At 45.1% G+C, this 19504-nt stretch carries 19 protein-coding genes; 2 read left to right on the top strand and 17 right to left on the bottom strand.

All coding sequences use genetic code 11. The features are described from left to right. Positions 1–101: 101 nt before the first annotated feature. The 7 genes from ABN764_RS02800 to pdhA all read right to left on the bottom strand — a co-directional run bounded on the left by ABN764_RS02800 (position 102) and on the right by pdhA (position 7340). Positions 102–587, bottom strand: coding sequence for a dihydrofolate reductase (locus tag ABN764_RS02800; RefSeq protein WP_446670835.1), 486 nt, complete (start codon positions 585–587; stop codon positions 102–104). Between the two features lie 85 nt (positions 588–672). Beyond that, entirely contained in the window at positions 673–1467 is a 795-nt protein-coding gene (gene thyA, locus ABN764_RS02795) for a thymidylate synthase (protein WP_268623445.1), read from the bottom strand. Between the two features lie 297 nt (positions 1468–1764). Continuing rightward, positions 1765–2241 carry a zinc ribbon domain-containing protein gene (locus tag ABN764_RS02790; RefSeq protein ID WP_065291673.1) on the bottom strand — a complete coding sequence of 159 codons (477 nt, stop codon included), beginning with the start codon at positions 2239–2241 and terminating at the stop codon, positions 1765–1767. A 226-nt stretch (positions 2242–2467) separates the two neighbouring features. After that, positions 2468–3886, bottom strand: coding sequence for a dihydrolipoyl dehydrogenase (lpdA, locus tag ABN764_RS02785; RefSeq protein WP_021261328.1), 1419 nt, complete (start codon positions 3884–3886; stop codon positions 2468–2470). 4 nt (positions 3887–3890) lie between these two features. Next, positions 3891–5165 carry a dihydrolipoamide acetyltransferase family protein gene (locus tag ABN764_RS02780; protein WP_021253885.1) on the bottom strand — a complete coding sequence of 425 codons (1275 nt, stop codon included), beginning with the start codon at positions 5163–5165 and terminating at the stop codon, positions 3891–3893. A gap of 35 nt (positions 5166–5200) precedes the next feature. Further along, entirely contained in the window at positions 5201–6178 is a 978-nt protein-coding gene (locus tag ABN764_RS02775; RefSeq protein WP_021253886.1) for an alpha-ketoacid dehydrogenase subunit beta, read from the bottom strand. A 94-nt stretch (positions 6179–6272) separates the two neighbouring features. After that, complete coding sequence (pdhA, locus tag ABN764_RS02770) at positions 6273–7340, bottom strand: pyruvate dehydrogenase (acetyl-transferring) E1 component subunit alpha (RefSeq protein WP_021253887.1); 1068 nt, start codon at positions 7338–7340, stop codon at positions 6273–6275. A gap of 321 nt (positions 7341–7661) precedes the next feature. Between pdhA and ABN764_RS02765 the strand changes: the two genes are divergently transcribed. After that, positions 7662–8393: an alpha/beta hydrolase gene (locus ABN764_RS02765; RefSeq protein WP_065291674.1), complete on the top strand. Its 732-nt coding sequence runs from the start codon at positions 7662–7664 to the stop codon at positions 8391–8393. A gap of 120 nt (positions 8394–8513) precedes the next feature. Here ABN764_RS02765 and ABN764_RS02760 read toward each other — a convergent pair whose 3' ends face one another. Further along, complete coding sequence (locus ABN764_RS02760; protein WP_268623443.1) at positions 8514–9008, bottom strand: low molecular weight protein-tyrosine-phosphatase; 495 nt, start codon at positions 9006–9008, stop codon at positions 8514–8516. Between the two features lie 216 nt (positions 9009–9224). Between ABN764_RS02760 and ABN764_RS02755 the strand changes: the two genes are divergently transcribed. Then, positions 9225–9893 carry a thiamine diphosphokinase gene (locus ABN764_RS02755; protein ID WP_446670834.1) on the top strand — a complete coding sequence of 223 codons (669 nt, stop codon included), beginning with the start codon at positions 9225–9227 and terminating at the stop codon, positions 9891–9893. Positions 9894–10027: 134 nt separating this feature from the next. On the opposite strand, the gene chrA is transcribed toward ABN764_RS02755, so the two are convergent. The 9 genes from chrA to ABN764_RS02710 form a co-directional block, all read right to left on the bottom strand. Further along, positions 10028–11251, bottom strand: coding sequence for a chromate efflux transporter (gene chrA / locus ABN764_RS02750; protein ID WP_446670833.1), 1224 nt, complete (start codon positions 11249–11251; stop codon positions 10028–10030). A 266-nt stretch (positions 11252–11517) separates the two neighbouring features. After that, the gene (locus ABN764_RS02745) at positions 11518–12492 is read right to left on the bottom strand and encodes a hypothetical protein (protein ID WP_446670832.1); all 975 of its coding nucleotides are present in this window, start codon (positions 12490–12492) and stop codon (positions 11518–11520) included. Beyond that, positions 12479–13030 (bottom strand): hypothetical protein, encoded by a 552-nt coding sequence (locus ABN764_RS02740; protein ID WP_446670831.1) that lies wholly within the window; start codon positions 13028–13030, stop codon positions 12479–12481. The genes ABN764_RS02745 and ABN764_RS02740 overlap by 14 nt, the downstream gene beginning before the upstream one ends. An 11-nt stretch (positions 13031–13041) precedes the next feature. Beyond that, positions 13042–13416 carry a hypothetical protein gene (locus ABN764_RS02735; RefSeq protein WP_446670830.1) on the bottom strand — a complete coding sequence of 125 codons (375 nt, stop codon included), beginning with the start codon at positions 13414–13416 and terminating at the stop codon, positions 13042–13044. Between the two features lie 97 nt (positions 13417–13513). Further along, the gene (locus tag ABN764_RS02730) at positions 13514–13984 is read right to left on the bottom strand and encodes a hypothetical protein (RefSeq protein ID WP_021253895.1); all 471 of its coding nucleotides are present in this window, start codon (positions 13982–13984) and stop codon (positions 13514–13516) included. A gap of 18 nt (positions 13985–14002) precedes the next feature. Beyond that, positions 14003–16039 (bottom strand): GTPase SAR1, encoded by a 2037-nt coding sequence (locus ABN764_RS02725; RefSeq protein ID WP_446670829.1) that lies wholly within the window; start codon positions 16037–16039, stop codon positions 14003–14005. Next, complete coding sequence (locus ABN764_RS02720) at positions 16029–17948, bottom strand: pilus assembly protein CpaF (protein WP_446670828.1); 1920 nt, start codon at positions 17946–17948, stop codon at positions 16029–16031. The genes ABN764_RS02725 and ABN764_RS02720 overlap by 11 nt, the downstream gene beginning before the upstream one ends. Before the next feature lie 3 nt (positions 17949–17951). Beyond that, positions 17952–18776, bottom strand: a complete 825-nt coding sequence (locus ABN764_RS02715) for a hypothetical protein (protein WP_446670827.1) — start codon at positions 18774–18776, stop codon at positions 17952–17954. Continuing rightward, positions 18763–19500, bottom strand: coding sequence for a hypothetical protein (locus ABN764_RS02710; RefSeq protein WP_174810115.1), 738 nt, complete (start codon positions 19498–19500; stop codon positions 18763–18765). Before ABN764_RS02710 ends, ABN764_RS02715 begins: the two co-directional genes overlap by 14 nt. Positions 19501–19504: the final 4 nt, after the last annotated feature.

The following is a 19504-nucleotide window of genomic DNA, read 5'->3' as shown; positions in this document are numbered from 1 at the left end:
CAACCTATCCTACTCAATTTACGCCTATATTCCAATGGAGTCATGAACAAATCATTTGCATTTATTCACACAATAGCACATCAACACATTTACGATCTCAATTATTTTTTGCGTACAAAAGATTGGAACAGATGATTGTATTCATTCTTCTCATCAACGATTCCTGGCTCTTCCCACTCAAGCTCCCATACACGCTCATCGTATTCTGGGAAATGCTCGTCACCCTCGAATGTCTGCGCGATTCGCGTAACAAGCAGCTTGTCCGCATACGGCATAAACAAATTATAAATTTGGGCTCCGCCAATAATCATCACTTCTTCATCTTGAGCGAGCTCAAGCACGGAAGTGATGTCCGAGATAACCTCAGCGTCATCTGTACGCCACGCTGGGTTGCGCGTCAAGACAAGATTGCGCCGTTTCGGCAGTGCTCCGTTCAGCGAATCATACGTTTTGCGTCCCATCACAACGGTTTTGCCTTTTGTATTCTCTCGGAAAAACTTCATATCATTCGGTAGATGCCACGGCATTCCATTGTCCTTGCCAATAAGCCGTTGTTCGTCCATCGCCCATATCATCGTAATCGACAATTTCAATTCCTCCTTTGATCGTTCTTAGCAGAGTCACAGAAGTCGAGTGTAATATTCGTGCGCGTTATTGCACAACAACCATCGATTACACAGCGACAGGCGCTTTGATTGCTGGATGATATTCGTAGCCTTCGAACTCAAAGTCCTCAAAGCGGTAATCAAAGATTGATTCTGGATTGCGCTTAATGACCAGCTTCGGAAGCGGCAATGGCTCGCGCTGCAACTGCGTATTCACCTGTTCCAGATGATTCGAGTAAATATGAACGTCTCCACCGCTCCAGACGAACTCGCCTACTTCCAAATCACATTGCTGCGCCACCATATGCGTTAACAGCGCATAGCTTGCAATGTTGAAAGGCAAACCAAGGAACGTATCCACAGAGCGCATGTTCAACAAACAGCTCAGCTTGCCATCTGCCACATAGAATTGGAAGGAATAATGGCATGGAGGCAGCTTCATCTGATCGACCTCACCTACATTCCACGCGGATACGAGCAACCGGCGGGAATCCGGATTCGTCTTAATTTGCTCAATCACATTCGCGATCTGGTCAATCGTACGACCGTCTTTCGTTTCCCAGTTCCGCCATTGCGAGCCGTATACAGGGCCAAGATTACCGTTCTCGTCCGCCCACTCATCCCAAATCGTTACCTTGTTCTCCTTCAAATAGCCGATATTCGTATCGCCGCTAAGGAACCACAACAACTCATGGATGATCGAACGAAGATGCAGACGCTTCGTCGTCACGAGCGGGAATCCTTCATTTAGGTCAAATCGAAGCTGGCGACCAAATACGGAAATCGTACCTGTGCCTGTACGATCTTCTTTTTTCACGCCATGATCCAAAATATCCTGCAATAATGCCAAATATGATTTCATTCTCTATTCACTCTCTTTCCTTACCGTTCTGAAGTGTATCTTACCTAGTGTACCATTCCAGAGTAAAAAAATCATCGGTATCCCATTCCATTATCATTATCGTGCTAATCGGTTACGAATCTGCGATTTGCTAGACGCTCATTGAATCTCTCTCGAAAATGGAAGCTTAATCAAAGAAAAATCCGGCCATCATATGCCCGGATAAGAAAAAAGATAGAATTCACGAAATACCCAACGTTAAAATAACGTTCACCCCTATTGACTCACAATGGGCAAACCGTACAGAATGTCTTATCGTTATTCTTCGAATTTATGACCACATTCCGCACAGAAGCTCGACCCTTTATCACTTGCTACCTGACACACAGGACATACAACCATCACTTTTATATCTACAACTTCCTCTTCTGAAAAATGCCCTACAAAATGATGTCCACAGCCTGAACAAAACTTCGTATCTAATGTAGCAGGTTTACTACAAGATGGACACAACTTCTCATTCTGCACCGTACGAATTCGATTTTCAACATCCTGAACTTCTGCTTTCTTCTGATTGATCTGTTCACTAAACAGCAGCAGTTGATCGCTAATTTCTTCTATTGTTCCATTTTGCATGGCATGATACACACATTCTCCCATACGACTGTAGATACCCGTAATTTCTTTTTCCTTTGAAGAAATTTGAAATTTCAACCGATTTACCTCTATCGTGGACTGTGCCTTTTTTCCTGCTTCCGCTGCACCTTGCTTTAATTTATCAAAAAAACTGCTCACCGTAATCCTCTCCATTCCGTAAATGAGTACTGATCATGATAACTTTGGATATTAGTAATATAGAGAAAAACATCTCTGTTTATTACATGAATCACCTTACATAACCAGTACCATTCACATCTCGGTAAAAAAAAGCCCCCGCAGCGCTGCTGCAAGGGCAAAAGCAAATCAATATATAAACAGAACCGTAACAGAACGTATACAGAACCCTCAGAGAGAGAGGGGATTACTTACCTACTGTGTGGATTGGGTGACCAAGAACAACTTCAGCAGCTTCCATCACGATTTCACCAAGTGTTGGGTGAGCGTGGATTGTCAACGCCAAGTCTTCTACAGTTGCAGCCATTTCAACTGCTAAGCCCATTTCCGCGATCAAGTTCGATGCTTCAGGACCTACGATCTGAGAACCGAGGACGATACCTGTGTCAGCATCGGATACGATTTTCACGAAACCGTCAACGCTGCCGCCGAGGGACAACGCACGACCGTTACCTGCATAAGGGAATTTACCAGCTTTAACTTTGAAGCCTTTTTCCTTCGCTTCGGATTCAGACAAGCCTACGCTTGCGCACTCTGGATCTGTGAAGCATACTGCAGGGATGCACTTGTAATCTACAACGCTAGGCATACCGGAGATTGCTTCTGCAGCCACTTTACCTTCGTAAGAAGCTTTGTGAGCCAATGCAGGGCCAGCAACGATATCGCCGATAGCGAAGATGTGCGGAATGCTTGTACGACCTTGGTGGTCAACTTCGATCAAGCCGCGATCAGTCATTTTCACACCGATCATGTCCAGACCAAGCTCACCGTCTGTGTTCGGACGACGACCAACTGTTACGAGCAAGTAGTCAGCTGTCACTTCTTTGGACTCGCCGCCAACTGTGAATTTCACAGTAACGTCTTTGTCTGTTTGTGTAGCAGATTCTGCTTTCGCACCCGTAAAGATCTCAACATTGGATTTCTTCATGTTTTTCGATACAAGTTGTGTCATGTCTTTGTCGAAGCCAGGAAGAACCATGTCCGCGCCTTCGATAACTGTTACTTTCGTACCGAACTTGGAGTACATTTGACCAAGCTCAGCGCCGATGTAGCCGCCGCCGATAACGATCATGGACTTAGGAACTTCTGGCAATTCCAAAGCTTCTGTCGAAGACAGGATGCGTCCAGTGAATGGGAAAGGCTTCAATTCGATTGGACGGGAACCTGTTGCGATGATGCAGTTTTTGAACTTGTAGCGCGGTGCTTCTTGATCGTTGAAGACACGTGCTTCGTTTTCATTGATGAACATGCATTCGCCTTTGAAGATTTGAACTTTGTTAGCTTTCAACAAAGCGCCTACGCCGCCAGTCAATTTCTTAACTACGCCGCCTTTAAATTCTTGCACTTTTGTGAAGTCCACTTTTACGTTTTCTGCAGTAATACCGATTGCAGAAGCGTGTTGTGTTACTTCATATTGGTGTGCAGCGCTGATAAGCGCTTTGGATGGGATACAACCGCGGTTCAAGCACACACCGCCGAGTTCGGATTTATCTACGATGAGTACGCTTTGGCCGAGTTGGGCAGCGCGAATCGCTGCCACGTAACCGCCAGGGCCTGCCCCGATAACCAAAGTGTCAATGTTCAAAGATGCGTCTCCTACTACCATTTGGTTACACCTCCATAACAAGCAACTCAGGATTAGCAAGCAGTTGCTTGATGTAGTTCATAAAGTTTTGAGCTGTCGCGCCATCGATCAGACGGTGGTCGAAGCTGAGGGACAATGCCATAACTGGCGCTGCCACGATTTCGCCGTTCTTCACAACTGGCTTCTCGGAGATACGGCCTGTACCCAAGATTGCAACTTCTGGGAAGTTGATGATTGGAGTAAAGAACATACCGCCAGCAGAACCAATGTTTGTGATTGTGATTGTGCTGCCTTTCAGTTCGTTCGGAGCAAGTTTGCCTTCACGACCGCGGCTAGCCAAATCTTTAATATCGTTAGCGATCATCCAGATGCTGCGACGATCTGCATCATTGATTACAGGAACCATCAAGCCGTTGTCTGTATCTGTTGCGATACCGATATTGTAGTACTTTTTGTACACGATTTCGTTGTTTGCTTCGTCGATCATTGCGTTCATCGCAGGGAATTGACGGCAAGCTGCAACGAGTGCTTTTACGATGAATGGAAGGTAAGTTACTTTTGTACCTTTCTTCTCCATCATTGGCTTCAAGCGTGTGCGGAATGCAACAAGCTCGCCAACTTCCACTTCGTCCATGATTGTAACGTGTGGAGCTGTGTAAGCCGATTTAACCATTGCATTCGAAATCGCTTTGCGGATACCTTTGAATGGTACACGCTCTTCTTCAGCATCGCGTCCAGTTGCTGCTGCCGCTGGAGCTGCTTTTTTCGCTTCTTCTGCTTTAGGTGCTTCAGTTGCTGCTGGAGCTGTTGCAGGTGCTCCGCCGTTAGCGAATGCTTCTACATCTTCACGAGTGATTTTGCCGTTCTTGCCAGTAGCAGGAACTTCAGCAATGTTCACGCCAAGATCACGAGCATGCTTGCGAACGCTTGGAGTTGCAAGTACATCACGGTTAGGTGCTGCTGCTACGCCTTCAGCTTTAGGAGCTTCAGCTGCTGCTGGTGCAGGAGCTGCTTCCTCTTGAGCTGCTTCTTCTGGCATATCTTGCTCAGGAATTTCACCTTCAGCGTCGATGATCGCTACTACTTCGCCCATGTGGCATACTTGACCATCTTTCGCGAATACTTCCAATACCGTACCATTCACAGGGCAAGGAACTTCAACGATAGCTTTATCGTTTTGTACTTCCATGATGATATCATCATCAGTTACCTTGTCTCCTGCTTTAATGTGCATTTTGATAATTTCGCCTTCGTGAAGGCCCTCCCCTAGTTCAGGGAAGCGATACTCAAATTTAGCCACAGTAAAATCCTCCTTCTCTCTGTTCCGGTTCTATCTTAGAAGTTCAATACTTTGTTGACGCCTGCTACGATACGAGCTGGTGATGGCAACCATTGATCTTCGATTTGTGCGAAAGGATACACTGTATCTGGACCTGCAATGCGAAGAACAGGTGCTTCCAAGTGAAGAATCGCTTTTTCGTTGATTTGTGCAATAACTTCTGCAGCTACGCCGGAAGTCTTTTGCGCTTCTTGTACCACAATTGCGCGGTTCGTCTTCTTGATAGACTCAACGATTGTGTCGATATCAAGCGGCGCCAATGTGCGAAGGTCGATAACTTCTGCTTGCACGCCTTCTTTTTCAAGTTCAGCAGCAGCTTTCATTGCTGTGTGAACCATCAAGCCGTAGGCAAGAATTGTTACGTCTTTACCTTCACGAACAACTTTGGCTTTACCGATTTCAACTGTATATTCGCCTTCTGGCACTTCATCACGGAATGCATGATACAAGTTCAAGTGTTCCATGAAGAATACTGGATCATTGTCACGGATTGCGGAAATCATCAATCCTTTTGCATCGTAAGGGTTGGAAGGAACAATAACCTTGATACCTGGTGTTTGTACCATCAAACCTTCAAGGGAGTCTGTATGCAATTCTGCAGCTTTTACGCCGCCACCGAATGGTGTGCGGAATACGATTGGCGAGTTGTAGCGGCCGCCGGAACGGAAGCGCATGCGTGCTGCTTGAACGCACATTTGGTCAAGTGCTTCATAGATGAAACCTACGAATTGGATTTCAGCAACAGGACGGAAGCCTTGAACGCCCAAACCTACTGCCATACCGCCGATTGCGGACTCTGCAAGCGGAGTATCAAATACACGCTCTTCACCAAATTCTTTTTGCAAACCTTCAGTCGCACGGAATACACCGCCGACATGGCCAACGTCTTCACCAAAGACCACAACATTAGGGTCTCTTTTCAATTCAACGCGCATTGCGTCGCGAATTGCTTCTTTCATATTCATTTGTGCCATTGCTTGTTTCCTCCTTACCGTTATCACAGAACCATATATGGATTCGTTGTCCTCGCATCAACGAGGCCCGTTAACTTTCAGAACGCTGTCCGAATTATTGGAAATCCGCTTTTTGCTCTTCCAAGAATTTCGGAGTTGTTTCGAACATGCTGTCGATCAAGCCTGCAACAGTCATTTTCTCTGTTTTTTCAGCACGTTTGATTTCTTCGTTCACTTTTGCTTTTGCTTCATCTTTTACGCGAGCTGTGTCTTCTTCTGTCCAAAGACCTTTTTTCTCCAAGTATTTGCCGAAGCGCACGAGTGGATCTTTGATTGCCCATTCTGCTTCTTCGTCTTTTGTACGATATTTTGTAGTATCGTCCGCCATGGAGTGTGGACGGTAACGGTAAGTCAACGCTTCGATCAACGTTGCGCCTTCACCTTTGCGTCCGCGTTCTGCAGCGATTTGAACAGCCTTGATAACGGCAAGTACGTCCATGCCGTCTACTTGCATGCCATGGATACCTGCTGCAACGGATTTATGAGCGATCGACTTCGCATTTGTTTGTTTCGCAAATGGAGTTGTGATTGCATAGCCGTTGTTTTGTACGAAGAAGATAACTGGCAAGTTGAATGCGCCTGCGAAGTTCAAGCCTTCGTAGAAGTCGCCTTCGGAAGAACCGCCGTCACCTGTGTATGTGATTGCAACCTGTGCTTGCTTTTTCAACTTGAAGCCCATTGCAATACCCATCGCGTGCAAGATTTGCGCGCCGATGATGATTTGCGGCATCATTACGTTAACGCCTTCTGGAATTTGTCCACCATGTTGATGACCACGGGAGTACAAGAAAGCTTGGTACAAAGGCAATCCGTGCCATACGATTTGCGGCATGTCACGATATGCTGGTACAACAAAGTCTTCTTTTTGCAATGGATATACGCTACCTACCATGGAAGCTTCTTGACCGGACACCGGTGCATAGAAACCAAGGCGGCCTTGACGGCCAAGGTTGATTGCGCGATCATCCCATGTACGTGTAAATACCATACGGTACATGATTTCTTTCAATTGTTCGTCAGTCAGATCCGGAACCATATCCGGGTTAACAATTTCTCCTTCCGGAGACAAGACGGACAACGGTTGAATCTCTTCCGTCTGAACTTCAAATGGGAACTTGCTCATGTTTTTCACCTCAATAAAAGTTTGAAGATTTTGTTTCGCTGTTATAGAATTATTATACACCTGTTTTAGTCGATTGGTCAAAAGAAAACGCGAAAAAAGTGAACATTTTGTTGAATTGTTGTTATAACAGCTGTTGTTAATGACTATAACAGGGTGTTACAAATTTGTGAACTCACTCACATAGTCGATACTTGTTCGCGGAACATTATATAGTAGAAAGTCAAAGATTCTTGTTTCTTTCCTATAGTGAGTCCCTAATCAAGACCATCGAAATTAGTATTCACCAACATTGATAAAATTTTGCATGAGGCGGTGCTATGCATGTCAGATTCTTCAATATTCAAGAGAACCATTGTAAAACATGACATTCCAAGCAAATATCTTGAAGGAGGCAGTCGTCACGTTCGCGTCTATTTGCCGCCAGGATATCAGGAAATACTCAGTTATCCCGTTGTCTATTGTCAGGACGGAGAAGATTTCTTTAATTTTGGTCGTATTGCGACACACGCGAATCAGCTCATTATCGAAGGTGACATGGAGCCATTCATCATCGTTGGAGTTGATGTGAATAAGAAAATCCGTACTTCTGAGTATTCCCCGGATGGAGAACGATTTGAATCCTATACTCGCGCCTTTGCAGAAGAGATTGTACCTGCAATTGAGCGAATGTATCCAGTACGCACCGATTGGACAGAAATCACGCTCGCAGGTGATTCACTCGGTGGCACTGTTTCCCTACACCTAGCGCTAAAATATCCTGACAAATTCCGTCAGGTAATCTCCTTGTCCGGCGCCTATTACCCATACTCGCAGCAGCTTATCGCGCAGGAGCAGGATCTATCATGGCTACATCTCTTTATGATCGTCGGTCTGCAAGAGACTGCGTTCACAACCGATACAGGGACTTATAATTTTGTTGAATTAAATCGGGATACACACAAGCTGTTTACGGATCGAAATGCTCATGTTCTCTATGGCGAGCATGAAGGGCATCATTTGTGGGGATTCTGGCAAAAACACGTCCCAGATGCTCTTCGTCATTTTCTTGACTAGCTGCTTGTCCATTTCCATATGAGCATACAAGCATTGATGAGGAACACCCCTATTAAACATAAAAAAAGTAGTGGCATACAAGGATGTATGTCACTACTTTTCATCAAACCCATAAATATTTTATGACATGAAAGGATGTTCCCCTTTAATCCGCTCTAACAATCGTACACACCCTGCTTGAACTAAACGATATACTTCTTCAAAGTTGCCTGTATAGTACGGATCAGGCACCTCTTCACGGTTCTCTTCAGGAAGCAAAGTCATAAAGCGCAGAACTTCAGAGGTTCTGTTGTCTGACCCTTCCCACGCCAGCACATTTTGTTCGTTGCTCGGATCCATACATACGATGTACGTATAGGTTTGAAAATCTGTCGGATGAAGCTGTCGTGCTCTCATCCCTTCATAAGTGATCCCGTGTTCGTCCAACAGCTTGCGAGTTCCTTCATGCGGAGGATGACCAACATGCCAATCTCCTGTACCTGCTGAATCCACCTGAATCACCTGATCTAAGCCTGCTTGCTCCACTTGCTCACGGAATACAGCTTCAGCCATAGGAGAACGGCATATATTTCCCAGGCATACGAACAACACGTTCACCTTCGTACTTTCAGCCACGTAACATTCCTCCCTTTTCTATATACCTTAGCTTCTTGCCTTACTTAGTGTTTCATTATGTAAGGTGTATATCCTGTTAAGATTCACTTATTGTATCGGCAGTCTTTATTTATTGCAAATGGATATATTTATTTGGTTCCCCATTCATATTTCGATATAATGAGAGGGATTCAACTTGTCATCATACTTATTGCGATATAAAGGAAGGTCATAACGTTGTCAAACGATCAACAGGTTACTTCAACACCCGCTCATATTGCCATTGTAGCGGGTGGAACCATTTCCGAGAAAATAGCAGACCAGATTCGTACGATGGATTACATCATCGGCGCTGATCGAGGAGCTCTCTATCTGGTACAGCACAACATTATTCCCGATCAGGCCTTAGGAGATTTCGACTCCGTAACAGAGGATGAACGGGAGCATATCCGCACTTCGAGCCGGAAATACATGGATTGTGACGCCGTCGATAAAAATTATACCGACACCGAACTTGCTTTCAATCATGCTCTCGCAATGAAACCAACGCAAATTACGCTATTCGGCGTAACCGGCACGAGACTTGATCATACGCTGTCTAATATTCATTTATTGCGCAAAGCCGTCGATGAAGGAATTAAGTGTCAAATCGTTGACGAACACAATATCATTATGCTAACGAATTCGAGTGTTACATTACAGACGAATTCCTTCCCGTATGTATCATTGTTGCCACTGAGCTCAACGGTAACTGGTATTACGTTAACTGGATTTAAGTACCCGCTTCATGATGCAACCCTGCAGATTGGACAATCCCTAGGAATAAGCAACGAATGGGATGACGTTGATACTGCTTCGGTTCGTGTGAGAGAAGGCTACCTCTTAATTATTTGCAGTCGCGATTAATATAAAGTGGACTTCAATCTCTGTCAAAGTGTCATTCGTAAAAGGAATACGCCATTCAATCGTTCTATGATGTAACTACCTGCGAACGTTCGAATGGCGTATTTTTTATTTGTAAATAATCTTTACATCACCGCTTACAACAACAGCATACCTAGCATGGCTGACAGCAGAACGGTAATCCAGGGCGATTGCCTCCATACAATTAGTGATAATATACCAATTAGCACGATACACATGTGAATCGGACTCGTTACCGATGTTGTAAGGACAGGATCGTAAAGTGCTGCAAGCAGCAACCCTACAACAGCGGCATTGATCCCTTGAAAAGCTGCCCGAACACTTCTCCATTGCCGAACATGCGACATATAAGGGAGTACTGCCCCTATTAGCAGGTAAGAAGGGAGGAAAATAAATAAAGTAGCAACGATGGCAAGAACGATTCCAAATCCACCTGAATGAATAGAAGCACCTACAAATGCTGCAAATGTAAACAAAGGCCCTGGTACTGCTTGTGCTGCCCCATACCCTGCGAGCAGTGAAGAATCATCCAGCAACCCTGCCGTCATCAGTTCATGCTTCAGTACAGGAAGGACAACATGTCCGCCACCGAACACCGCTGACCCGGTACGATACATGACTTCCATAAGCTGTGTCACTACACTTGGTATATAATACGCCAGCATTGGCAACCCGATAAGCAGTCCGAAAAATAACAGAGTCATCCATTTTGCAAATGTACGTGAAATGTTTGACTTCCCTTCTTCAATGCACTCATATTGGTTTTGATTGGTCCTGATCGCTGGTTCGATATTTTCCGCCCGATTTCGGAATAGGACGACACCTGCAGCAAGTGAACCACCCATAATAAGGAGCTGTCCGTAGACGCCGATAAGAAGAAGGGATAGGATTGCGGCAACAATTGCAATCGTTCTTCGAAGCGCGTCAGGTGTTAATTGTTTATTCATTCCCCATAACGCCTGAATAATAATCGGAACTGCCGCAAGCTTCAATCCTTGCAGCCACCCAGGATCTTGATTGGGCAGCCAACTAATTCCGAAGGCAAATAAGGCAAGCAGACAAGCAGACGGCAGCGTAAAGCCCAACCACGCCATCGCCCCTCCAAGCCATCCAGCTCTCCTCATACCTATTCCAATTCCAAGTTGGCTGCTGGATGGGCCGGGAAGCATTTGACTAATCGCCTGCAATTCAGCAAACTGCTGATCGTCTAACCATTTCAACTGCTGTACATAGGTTTTATGAAAGTAGCCTATATGCGCAGCTGGCCCTCCAAAAGAAGTCAATCCTAGCCGCAATGCGGTCACAAATGTTTCTCTAACTCCATGCCAATAGGTTCTCATCCGATTCCTGTTACTCCTCTTCTTTTTCGCACGAATATATCTTCATTGTTCCTTCATTTCTTATATGATGAGGTACCATCCGAATTGAAGCAATAGATTTACATAATCTTATTATTGTGCAAACTGCGTTTAAATTTGTGAATCAGAAGCAGCCCCAGCAAATTTACAGTAAAATAAACAACCGCCCTGTTGTTTTCAGGACGGCTCATTAAAACGTCGCTTTGCGATATATATTACAGCAAAGACCCTATTAAGTTGAAATCGCATTAGGGACATGATTTCAAAAAATATCCTTGTTTGGCCGCATCAGCTGCTGAATGATAGGATTCCAAAGCATTCGATGGAGCGCATTTTTCGGGGAATGCATACTTAATGCCATTCATGATTACGCCATGATAATTGTTTCTCTTAAGCAGCCTTGAGCCGCCGAGAGCATAATGATTATACGAAGAATAGCCTAAAGGCAAACCTTGTATGAAGGCCATAACACCCACGTCGTTGATGGTATTATGCCATTCTTCATCTGAAATGGAAGGCAAGGTGAACGTATAGGAAACACCATTTCGTAAAGCCCGTTCGTTGTGTTCATTGATGGTGTTGGCCAGCGCTTGTTGAATGGTATCTACGATTGTCGTACGTCTTACCGCATCAAATAACTGATCATCCTGTAGTATCGGAACATCTGCAGCCGTGCTTTTTAACTCCCGTTGATATCCTGCAAGCCAGCTCCCCGATGATGGACGATACACGGTAATATAGTCATCTAACGTAAATCCGATCACATTTCCACCTTGATCCATAAACCCATAAGGCAACTTCGGCTTCCATACATGCTGCATCTGGGATTCACCATTTCGGCCGATATATTCATCCTCAGCATACATATCAACACCATCATAGCCAATGATTGCAATCACCGGAATAAATCGCTTCAATTCATCCTGCTTTTTCTCCTCATTCCATAAACCAAAGTTAAGAAATAACGTCATAAAGAATGAATCAACCGCATCATTACGACGCAGTTCCAGCCGCTTCTGTGACTCATATCCTTCCTCCGTCTCCTTCCACACAGCAGATATCTGCAGTGTACGGGCTGCATCATCAACGGCTTGATTCATAGCGTCATTATACTTCAGTTCAAGCTGCAGCTTGCTCGCTTCCTCTCTTGCTTGTAGCTTATTCACCCAAAATAAAGGGAAACAGATCAGAACGAAGAGTATTGAAAATTTAACTACTTTCATTTCGTACCATTCCTCCGACAGGAATGTGAATCCGTTCAGTTGGGCCAAATGAGCCAGTCAGCCAATCCATAATCATGGCCGCACGTGTTCGATTCGTATTGCTTACAGACACATAGAAATAATCTCCAATGCTCAGCTTATACGTACGGGATGGAGATTCAACAGTTTGTCCATCTCCTGGAAACAGCTTTTCCATCAGCATCACTTTATTGTTTAGTTGGTAACGGATTAGATAGTCCCCTGTAAATGTATTAACTTGAACAGGATCCCTATAGATCGGATCATACTTTTTCTCATAATGCTCAACAACCACATCATATACATTACCCGTCCGCTCCATTTCCGCCATAAAATCATTCCACATGACAGGAGTAATAACTCCCTTATCCCTTACGGCATCTGAGAATGTAGACGCACTTCGCTGCACATACAACGCAGCTAGATCATCCTGCTGCTGAAATGATTCTAATATTGGGTAAAGAAAGAGCAACAGCACTCCTATCATCGCACCAAGCAGCTTAACCACTGCATTCCCCAATCCGATACCTCCTACCTGAAGATCATTTTACGGATGTCGCCATCTTCATTTCGTTCGATATGAAGTTGATATTGTTTCGTTCGTGATATCGAATTGAACTGAATATCCTCAAGGAGGATTGGAGATTTGACGCTCATGCCTTCAACCTCAAGCTCAACATTCTCCCTCAACTGACTGATAAATAAAATGACATCAGCCCCCGTTAGTGGCTTAGATCGCATGGGCTCCATCGTAGCTCGAACATTCCGATCCTTCACTTGATTTGCATGATCTACTTGTCGAATCGTAAAGGACGTACTTCCAATGAGTTGTAGGGCTCCCGTCAATGCTACCAAAAACAGTATCGATGCTACTGCTAGTTCAGTTATTCGACTCACATTTTGCATACTGATTCCCCTTACAAGCGCTGATGCCAAAATATAAGTTCCCTAGTTCCACTGTGGAGATATAGATATAAGAAAACTCAGGGTGACACCCCGAATCTTACTGCTGTTCAAATACAATCCCTCTTGTTACGTTGCTGGAGTCCACGATTAGCTTTGCTTTAAACTTTCCGCTAGGATTCACGTAGTTATCAGATGATTCATTCAATGCCAAATCTATACTGTCATTTCGATTGTTCCCCGCAATCTCACCGTTCGGCAGCACGTAATATCCATAATGATTTCCATCCGATTTTCCTGCACGATTTTTACCAGTTACAACACGAATCCCGAATTGATCTTGCTTGAAAAATTTACGTATTGCATTAATGACCTGAGAACCGCTAACCGAGGTATTATCATAAACCGTAAATGATGCCTTGCTTAACTCTGTCTGGATCGATGAAAATTCATTTTGAGCCGTTTTTGTCGCTTCCTGCGCACTAACGAACAACAACACAACAATTGTAATTAGTGCAATGGTAAGGAAAATTCCTGCTGCCACCTTCAATGCAGATTGGGCATTATTCATACTTTATACACTCCTTTGTTATAGAGATCGGATTTGTTCAAAGGAAGAACGCATTTGCTCTGCGCTCATCCATACAAGGGGTACCACGAGATACAAAAAAATTAAGGCATACATCGGAGCGAAGCCCAGCCACCTTCCCCAGCCTGCTTTGGCTTCGATACTTGTCTCATAATGCTGTCTAAGCATATCCTGTTCATAGAACCAGTCTTGCTCTGCATCATCGAACGCCTCATTAAGCGGAATATGATTGTGAGCTAGCTCCAGCTTGTCCACAAGCCTGACGAAGTCTGGATATGGCGCATGGATTCGCAGCTGTTGTAGCGCATGATCCGAACCACTCTCCCAATTAAGCAGACACAATTGTAAAGGGCGGCGGAACATAGTCGTGCAGCGACTCATCCACTCCATCATCGATTCAGCCGTCATCCGCTCGAAAGCACGCAGTAGCATGCAAAGAGACTGCATTTGACTGATCTCTGTACGCATATCCAAGTGTCGAATCCGAATACGGATCCGTAGAATCATAACAAATGCATAATATGCACCCCACCCAACGGTGAATGGAAGCAGAACTTCCCACCATGAAACTTTCATCTCACGATGATAAATAGCAAGTGGTACGAGCGACTTCGTCGATTGTTCGATTCGTTGATAGCTCCAGTCTGGGTGTTCCTTCAAGATCGCAGTTTTCAGAGCGAGTTGAAGTCCGTGATTGCCTGTCTCTGGGTTGGAACTTAGTATCCATTGCTTAGTTAACTCCATACTTAGTCCCGCTTCTAGCGATTTGGTATTCAGCTGATTCCATATCCATTGCGTAGATCCCAAGTGCAATGAGACAATTAACACAAAGCAGATTCCACAAGTTACGATCGCGTGTATGAAGCGATGGCCATAGAAATGCCCTAAGGTCATCGATTCGTTTGCTTCATGTAATAAGCGCTGAGCACGCTTAAGTGACCCAATCTGCCTACTGTTCACCCAGACATCCAGTAATCTTCGAATGATTCGCTGCTCCAGCAATCTTCTGATCCACCCAGTGCGCTGTGATTGATCCTCAGCCATCGCGCTTCTCCAATGAAGCTGTTGTAATATGCGATGGCACATCAAGACGGAACAGAAAACGGTTAGTTGCAGACACCAACCAAGCTTCGAATGATAAAACAATTCCATAGATGGAAAATAGGTCGTCGCCCACCTTTCCAGTGGATCTGTGAATAGGACGGGAATAACGGCAATTGCTTTTAATCCCCCAAGCAGATAATCGAGTCGTGCACGCATAACGAGCTCTGTTTGCATTTCACGAACAATCATGGCAAGTCCCTTCAAATAGGAAGAACCATCTGTTCCCTTCGGATCACCATACTCAGCTACCAACTTGGATAAGCCTCCAAGCATCTTATAATAACGATTCGGAGCTGCCTCCTCATAAGCAGCCATAGCGGAATCGGAATCGGGATCGCTAATCAACTTCGCAATACGCTGTAAATGTGGTGCGAGCATCGGGTGCGAGCATTCAATCGTATCTTCTAGTGCAGCATCCACCATCTTGTACCGATGATAGGCATGTCTCATATGCCCAATCGACATGGATGATAAATGAAGAAGCTTCACTTCGGCACGTGTGATCATAACGTCACGATATAGACTTTCCGCCACACTAAGTACAACAATAAGCATGATCCATGACAGCAGATTTTGATCGAAGGAGACGAATATTGAGAGCGCAATGAGAATCGCTATTCCACTCCCTAGCAGTATGGAGGCTGTTCGCTCACGCAATAGCCACTCGTCATAACTGTATAACGGTGCAAGCTGTTGGCGGAGTGACGCCGTCTTCTTTTTTAGCATAGGAACTCTCAAGCTCCAACGATAGACATCCCTCAGCAGTTTTTTATACAATTGTGTGAGGGCCTTAACTCCATTCTGATGTCCATGGACACGTACCTTATTCTCCGCAATCCCAGTCGACATTAACTTTCTAGACAACATCCATAACATGAAAGAGACAGCTATTGCCCCGCTTGCAATCCATAGTAACAAGCTGCTAACTAGCAACCGGATATCCTCCCTCCTGAGCAAGCCAATCGCGGAATCGCTGCTTATCCTCAGCAGTCATTTCGGCTTCCATCGTTTCTCTCTGCTTCACGGATATCGGGTTCACGAGGTAATATCGGCCTTGATGATATTCGATAATATTTCGGTAAGTGAAGGATCGAGTACGCATCATATGTCGGTGCACACGCTGTGAGGATTCGATATAGCGATCCCATGTCATGTTCGCATCACTTTGTGTGTCAATCATTTCTTCGCCTTCGTTATGATTAAGAAGTGGAATACATTCTGTAATGCGCTCAATATATCGTTTGCCCTCGGCATCCCGAGAGAGATGAACATCGAAGTGAATCACTTGGCTTACCTGCTGCTCGGCTATCGACTCATTATGGAACATTCCCGTCTTAAGCAACGAGTTCCGAAGCGACAGCACCAAATCAGGAAATGTCTTGGCATGATGCGTGAAGACGGTGAACAGGCTCGCGACTTGGGCCATCTGTACCATCCAAGCTGCAACCGGATCCGTTGCCACCTCACCTAAAATATGCACAGTTCCGTCTGTCTTCTTCTGTACGTCCAAACCAGCCTGCCCCGCTATGCGCTCTGTCTCTCGGAGCGTAAGGATATTCCTGCTGGGATATAACTTACGAAGATTCAGTTCAAAAGCCTGTTCCTGTACTCGAAGCGGATAGAACGCATAAATCGATTGAATTAATGCCATTAACAGAGTCGTCTTCCCCGATCCTTGCGCACCTGTGATGGCGGTCACTCTTGCTCCTCGCATTAAGAAATGAAGCAATTCAGTAGGAAGCTCAGCGTTCTTGTCTCGTATGAGCTGCTGAAGTGATACAACCTGCGTATCAAACTTACGAACAAAGAATGACCACGATTCTGCAAATGGCGGACGCAGCACAACGACACGCGAACCGTCCTTCATATGGTTGATCCGATAGCCATCCGCTTCCGTTAATGATCCGGGTGTCTGGTATTTATAGATGTTGTGGCATACCCGCCGCAGTTCAGCTTCCGATCCAAATGATAGGAAGGAGAGTTGAATCGACTTCCCCTTATAAAAGATCCACACACTATCACATGCTCGTAGCAGGCCACCAGCAACTAAATCTCCTTGATTCTTTGTCGGTGAAGCTGTGTTTGGACTCTGCCAGTCCCCTCTTGTCATAGCATCATCTGGTATACCACTCACACCACCTGACACACCATCTATCCGCATGTCGCGTATCTCATCAATAACAGAGAATCCCTTATAACGTTGATACAACCGCTGTGCGATTATCCAGATCCGATCCTCCCAACTGAATTGAAGCCTTTCTAACCGATATGCTGCATCGATATCTTCCTCCGTAATTACATCGTGCATTTGATGAACACCCTGTGCCATCGGTATGCGTTTACGCTCACTCCAGCCATATTTATCGATTAACCTATGCAAGGCATCGAAGCTGTACCGCTTTTTAAAGGCATACAGTAATAGATCAAATTTGTCTTGTGAAGTTAAAAGCTCTGGTCGATCTATCGGTAATAACTGTTCGGAATTGCCTTTGCTGAGCTTAATTTGCTCTTTGAGCATATCCACAATCCATTCCTTTATGTACTCTTTATCCGCGACATCCCCACTGCAGCATGTACGGAGAGTTTTGCGAAGAGAAACACGCCGATTCATTTCACGAGAATATTCTTCTTCATTTCGGTACAAATCCAGCGGCAGATCACTCGTCCATGCAAGAAACGTATCCTTCACTGTTTGATCCAGCAAGTCCCATGTCCATTCATCCTTAGTAGGATAAGAGGTGTGTCTGTTAGGGTTACGGAACAAGCGCCAACAAACGAACATCGCTAGGAGCAGAACCGAAACACCCAAAATTGAGGATCCTACATAGCCCCAAATTGACATCCACTATCCACCTGCCTTTCTCCCTTGATGATAGCCGGACTCTTCCAGAATATATTTACTCAGCTTCATATTCTCTAAAATGAATGGGCATCGTTTCCCTCGTTCATGGCGCTGAGATTGGCGCAAATACCAGTCCATCACCATTCTATCGTCTGCAGCATTGCGGTAAGCTGCTGCATAAGGCATTGTGAAAAAGGGCTGGTGGAGCGAATACATACGTTTTACGTTCATAGGATTTACCTTCACATCCGCATCATACTGTCCTATCACGAATGCATCTGCACTTTTTCCTGCTTTCTCCATTGAGATATGAATCTCTGACCGGTTCTGCGGCAACACTGCGATGGTACCTTGCATATTCATTTTGCCAATGAGTTTCAAAGCGGTTATATCCTGCTCATTCATATCCCACAGCACAAGATCATATCGTTTGCTCACTAACCTCTGCACATGAAGCAGAAGATGATCATGCAGCATATCTTGCATCTCCTCTGAGTCATAACCAGGGAGAATATCTAATCGACTCATCACACTTATCATAAAGGAGGAGATCGATTCTTCCTCAACTTGATGGTGTCGAAGCATGCGTGCAAGAGCACTCCAGCCGTTCGGAGTTATTAGCCGCCCGCCTGCTCCTGCCTGGCGCATAACATCAAGAGCAGGAGGAAATAGCTTCTCAACTCCTTCCCCTCTTCCTTTGACATGTATGAGCAGCACTTTCATCCGATAGTGCCAAGCGAGACTAATTGCCGTACACGCAGCAACTGCTGTTCCTCCAGCCATACCTCTTCCGATTGACGAAATCATCCAATGTTTACAGAGCGACATGTTTCATTCGTCCCTTCTTAGGTGTTCTTAAACACTGCTTCCATGCCCGTTCTGTCAGTTTACCGGTGAAATGCTCTGTAAGGATGCGCCAAGCACGCTTCGTAGCACGTGGATAGTTGGATGCTTGCAATTGACCATCCTGAAAATCTGACATGCGTGCAGTCCAATTACGCTCATCTTCTTCAATAGCGATACATTCTCGAGCCCACCGGTGCTCAAATACGGAATAATACCATTCGATCATAAACGCAAACTCATCCTCCGGCATGAGCGAACGAAGGAGCATGGGCACAAATTCAAGCTCCTCATCTCCGTCGTATTGCTGCTGAAATGCTTGCAGCCATTCTCTGTTCTTCTGCAATGAAAATCGTTCCATCGTCTGCACAAGCAAGCGAGTGTCGATCTGCTTCCATTGTTCAGCATTACAAAACAATGCGCGATCCGTGTCAATAATGATATGTTCGTAGCCATCAACACTGCTGCCATGCCGTTCAAGCAACTGAATCATATCGTCCCAAGATATAGCTCCTGACAGCACATCATAACCATTCCAGTGCATAATAGGTTGCTGAGATTGCATGAACAGCCCTGTCTCAGTCCCAATCCGTCTTGTTGTTGTTGCATCAACAATAAGCACCTTCTTCTCTAATCTCGTTAGGAACGTCGCTAGCGCCACTACATGATCGCTCTTATCACAAGCGCCCACGAATATACCGATCGTCATTTTC

It is taken from the genome of Paenibacillus wuxiensis (assembly GCF_040195695.1).
Taxonomy (GTDB): Bacteria; Bacillota; Bacilli; order Paenibacillales; family Paenibacillaceae; genus Paenibacillus_B; species Paenibacillus_B suaedae.
This window is presented reverse-complemented; position numbering and strand designations above follow the sequence as displayed.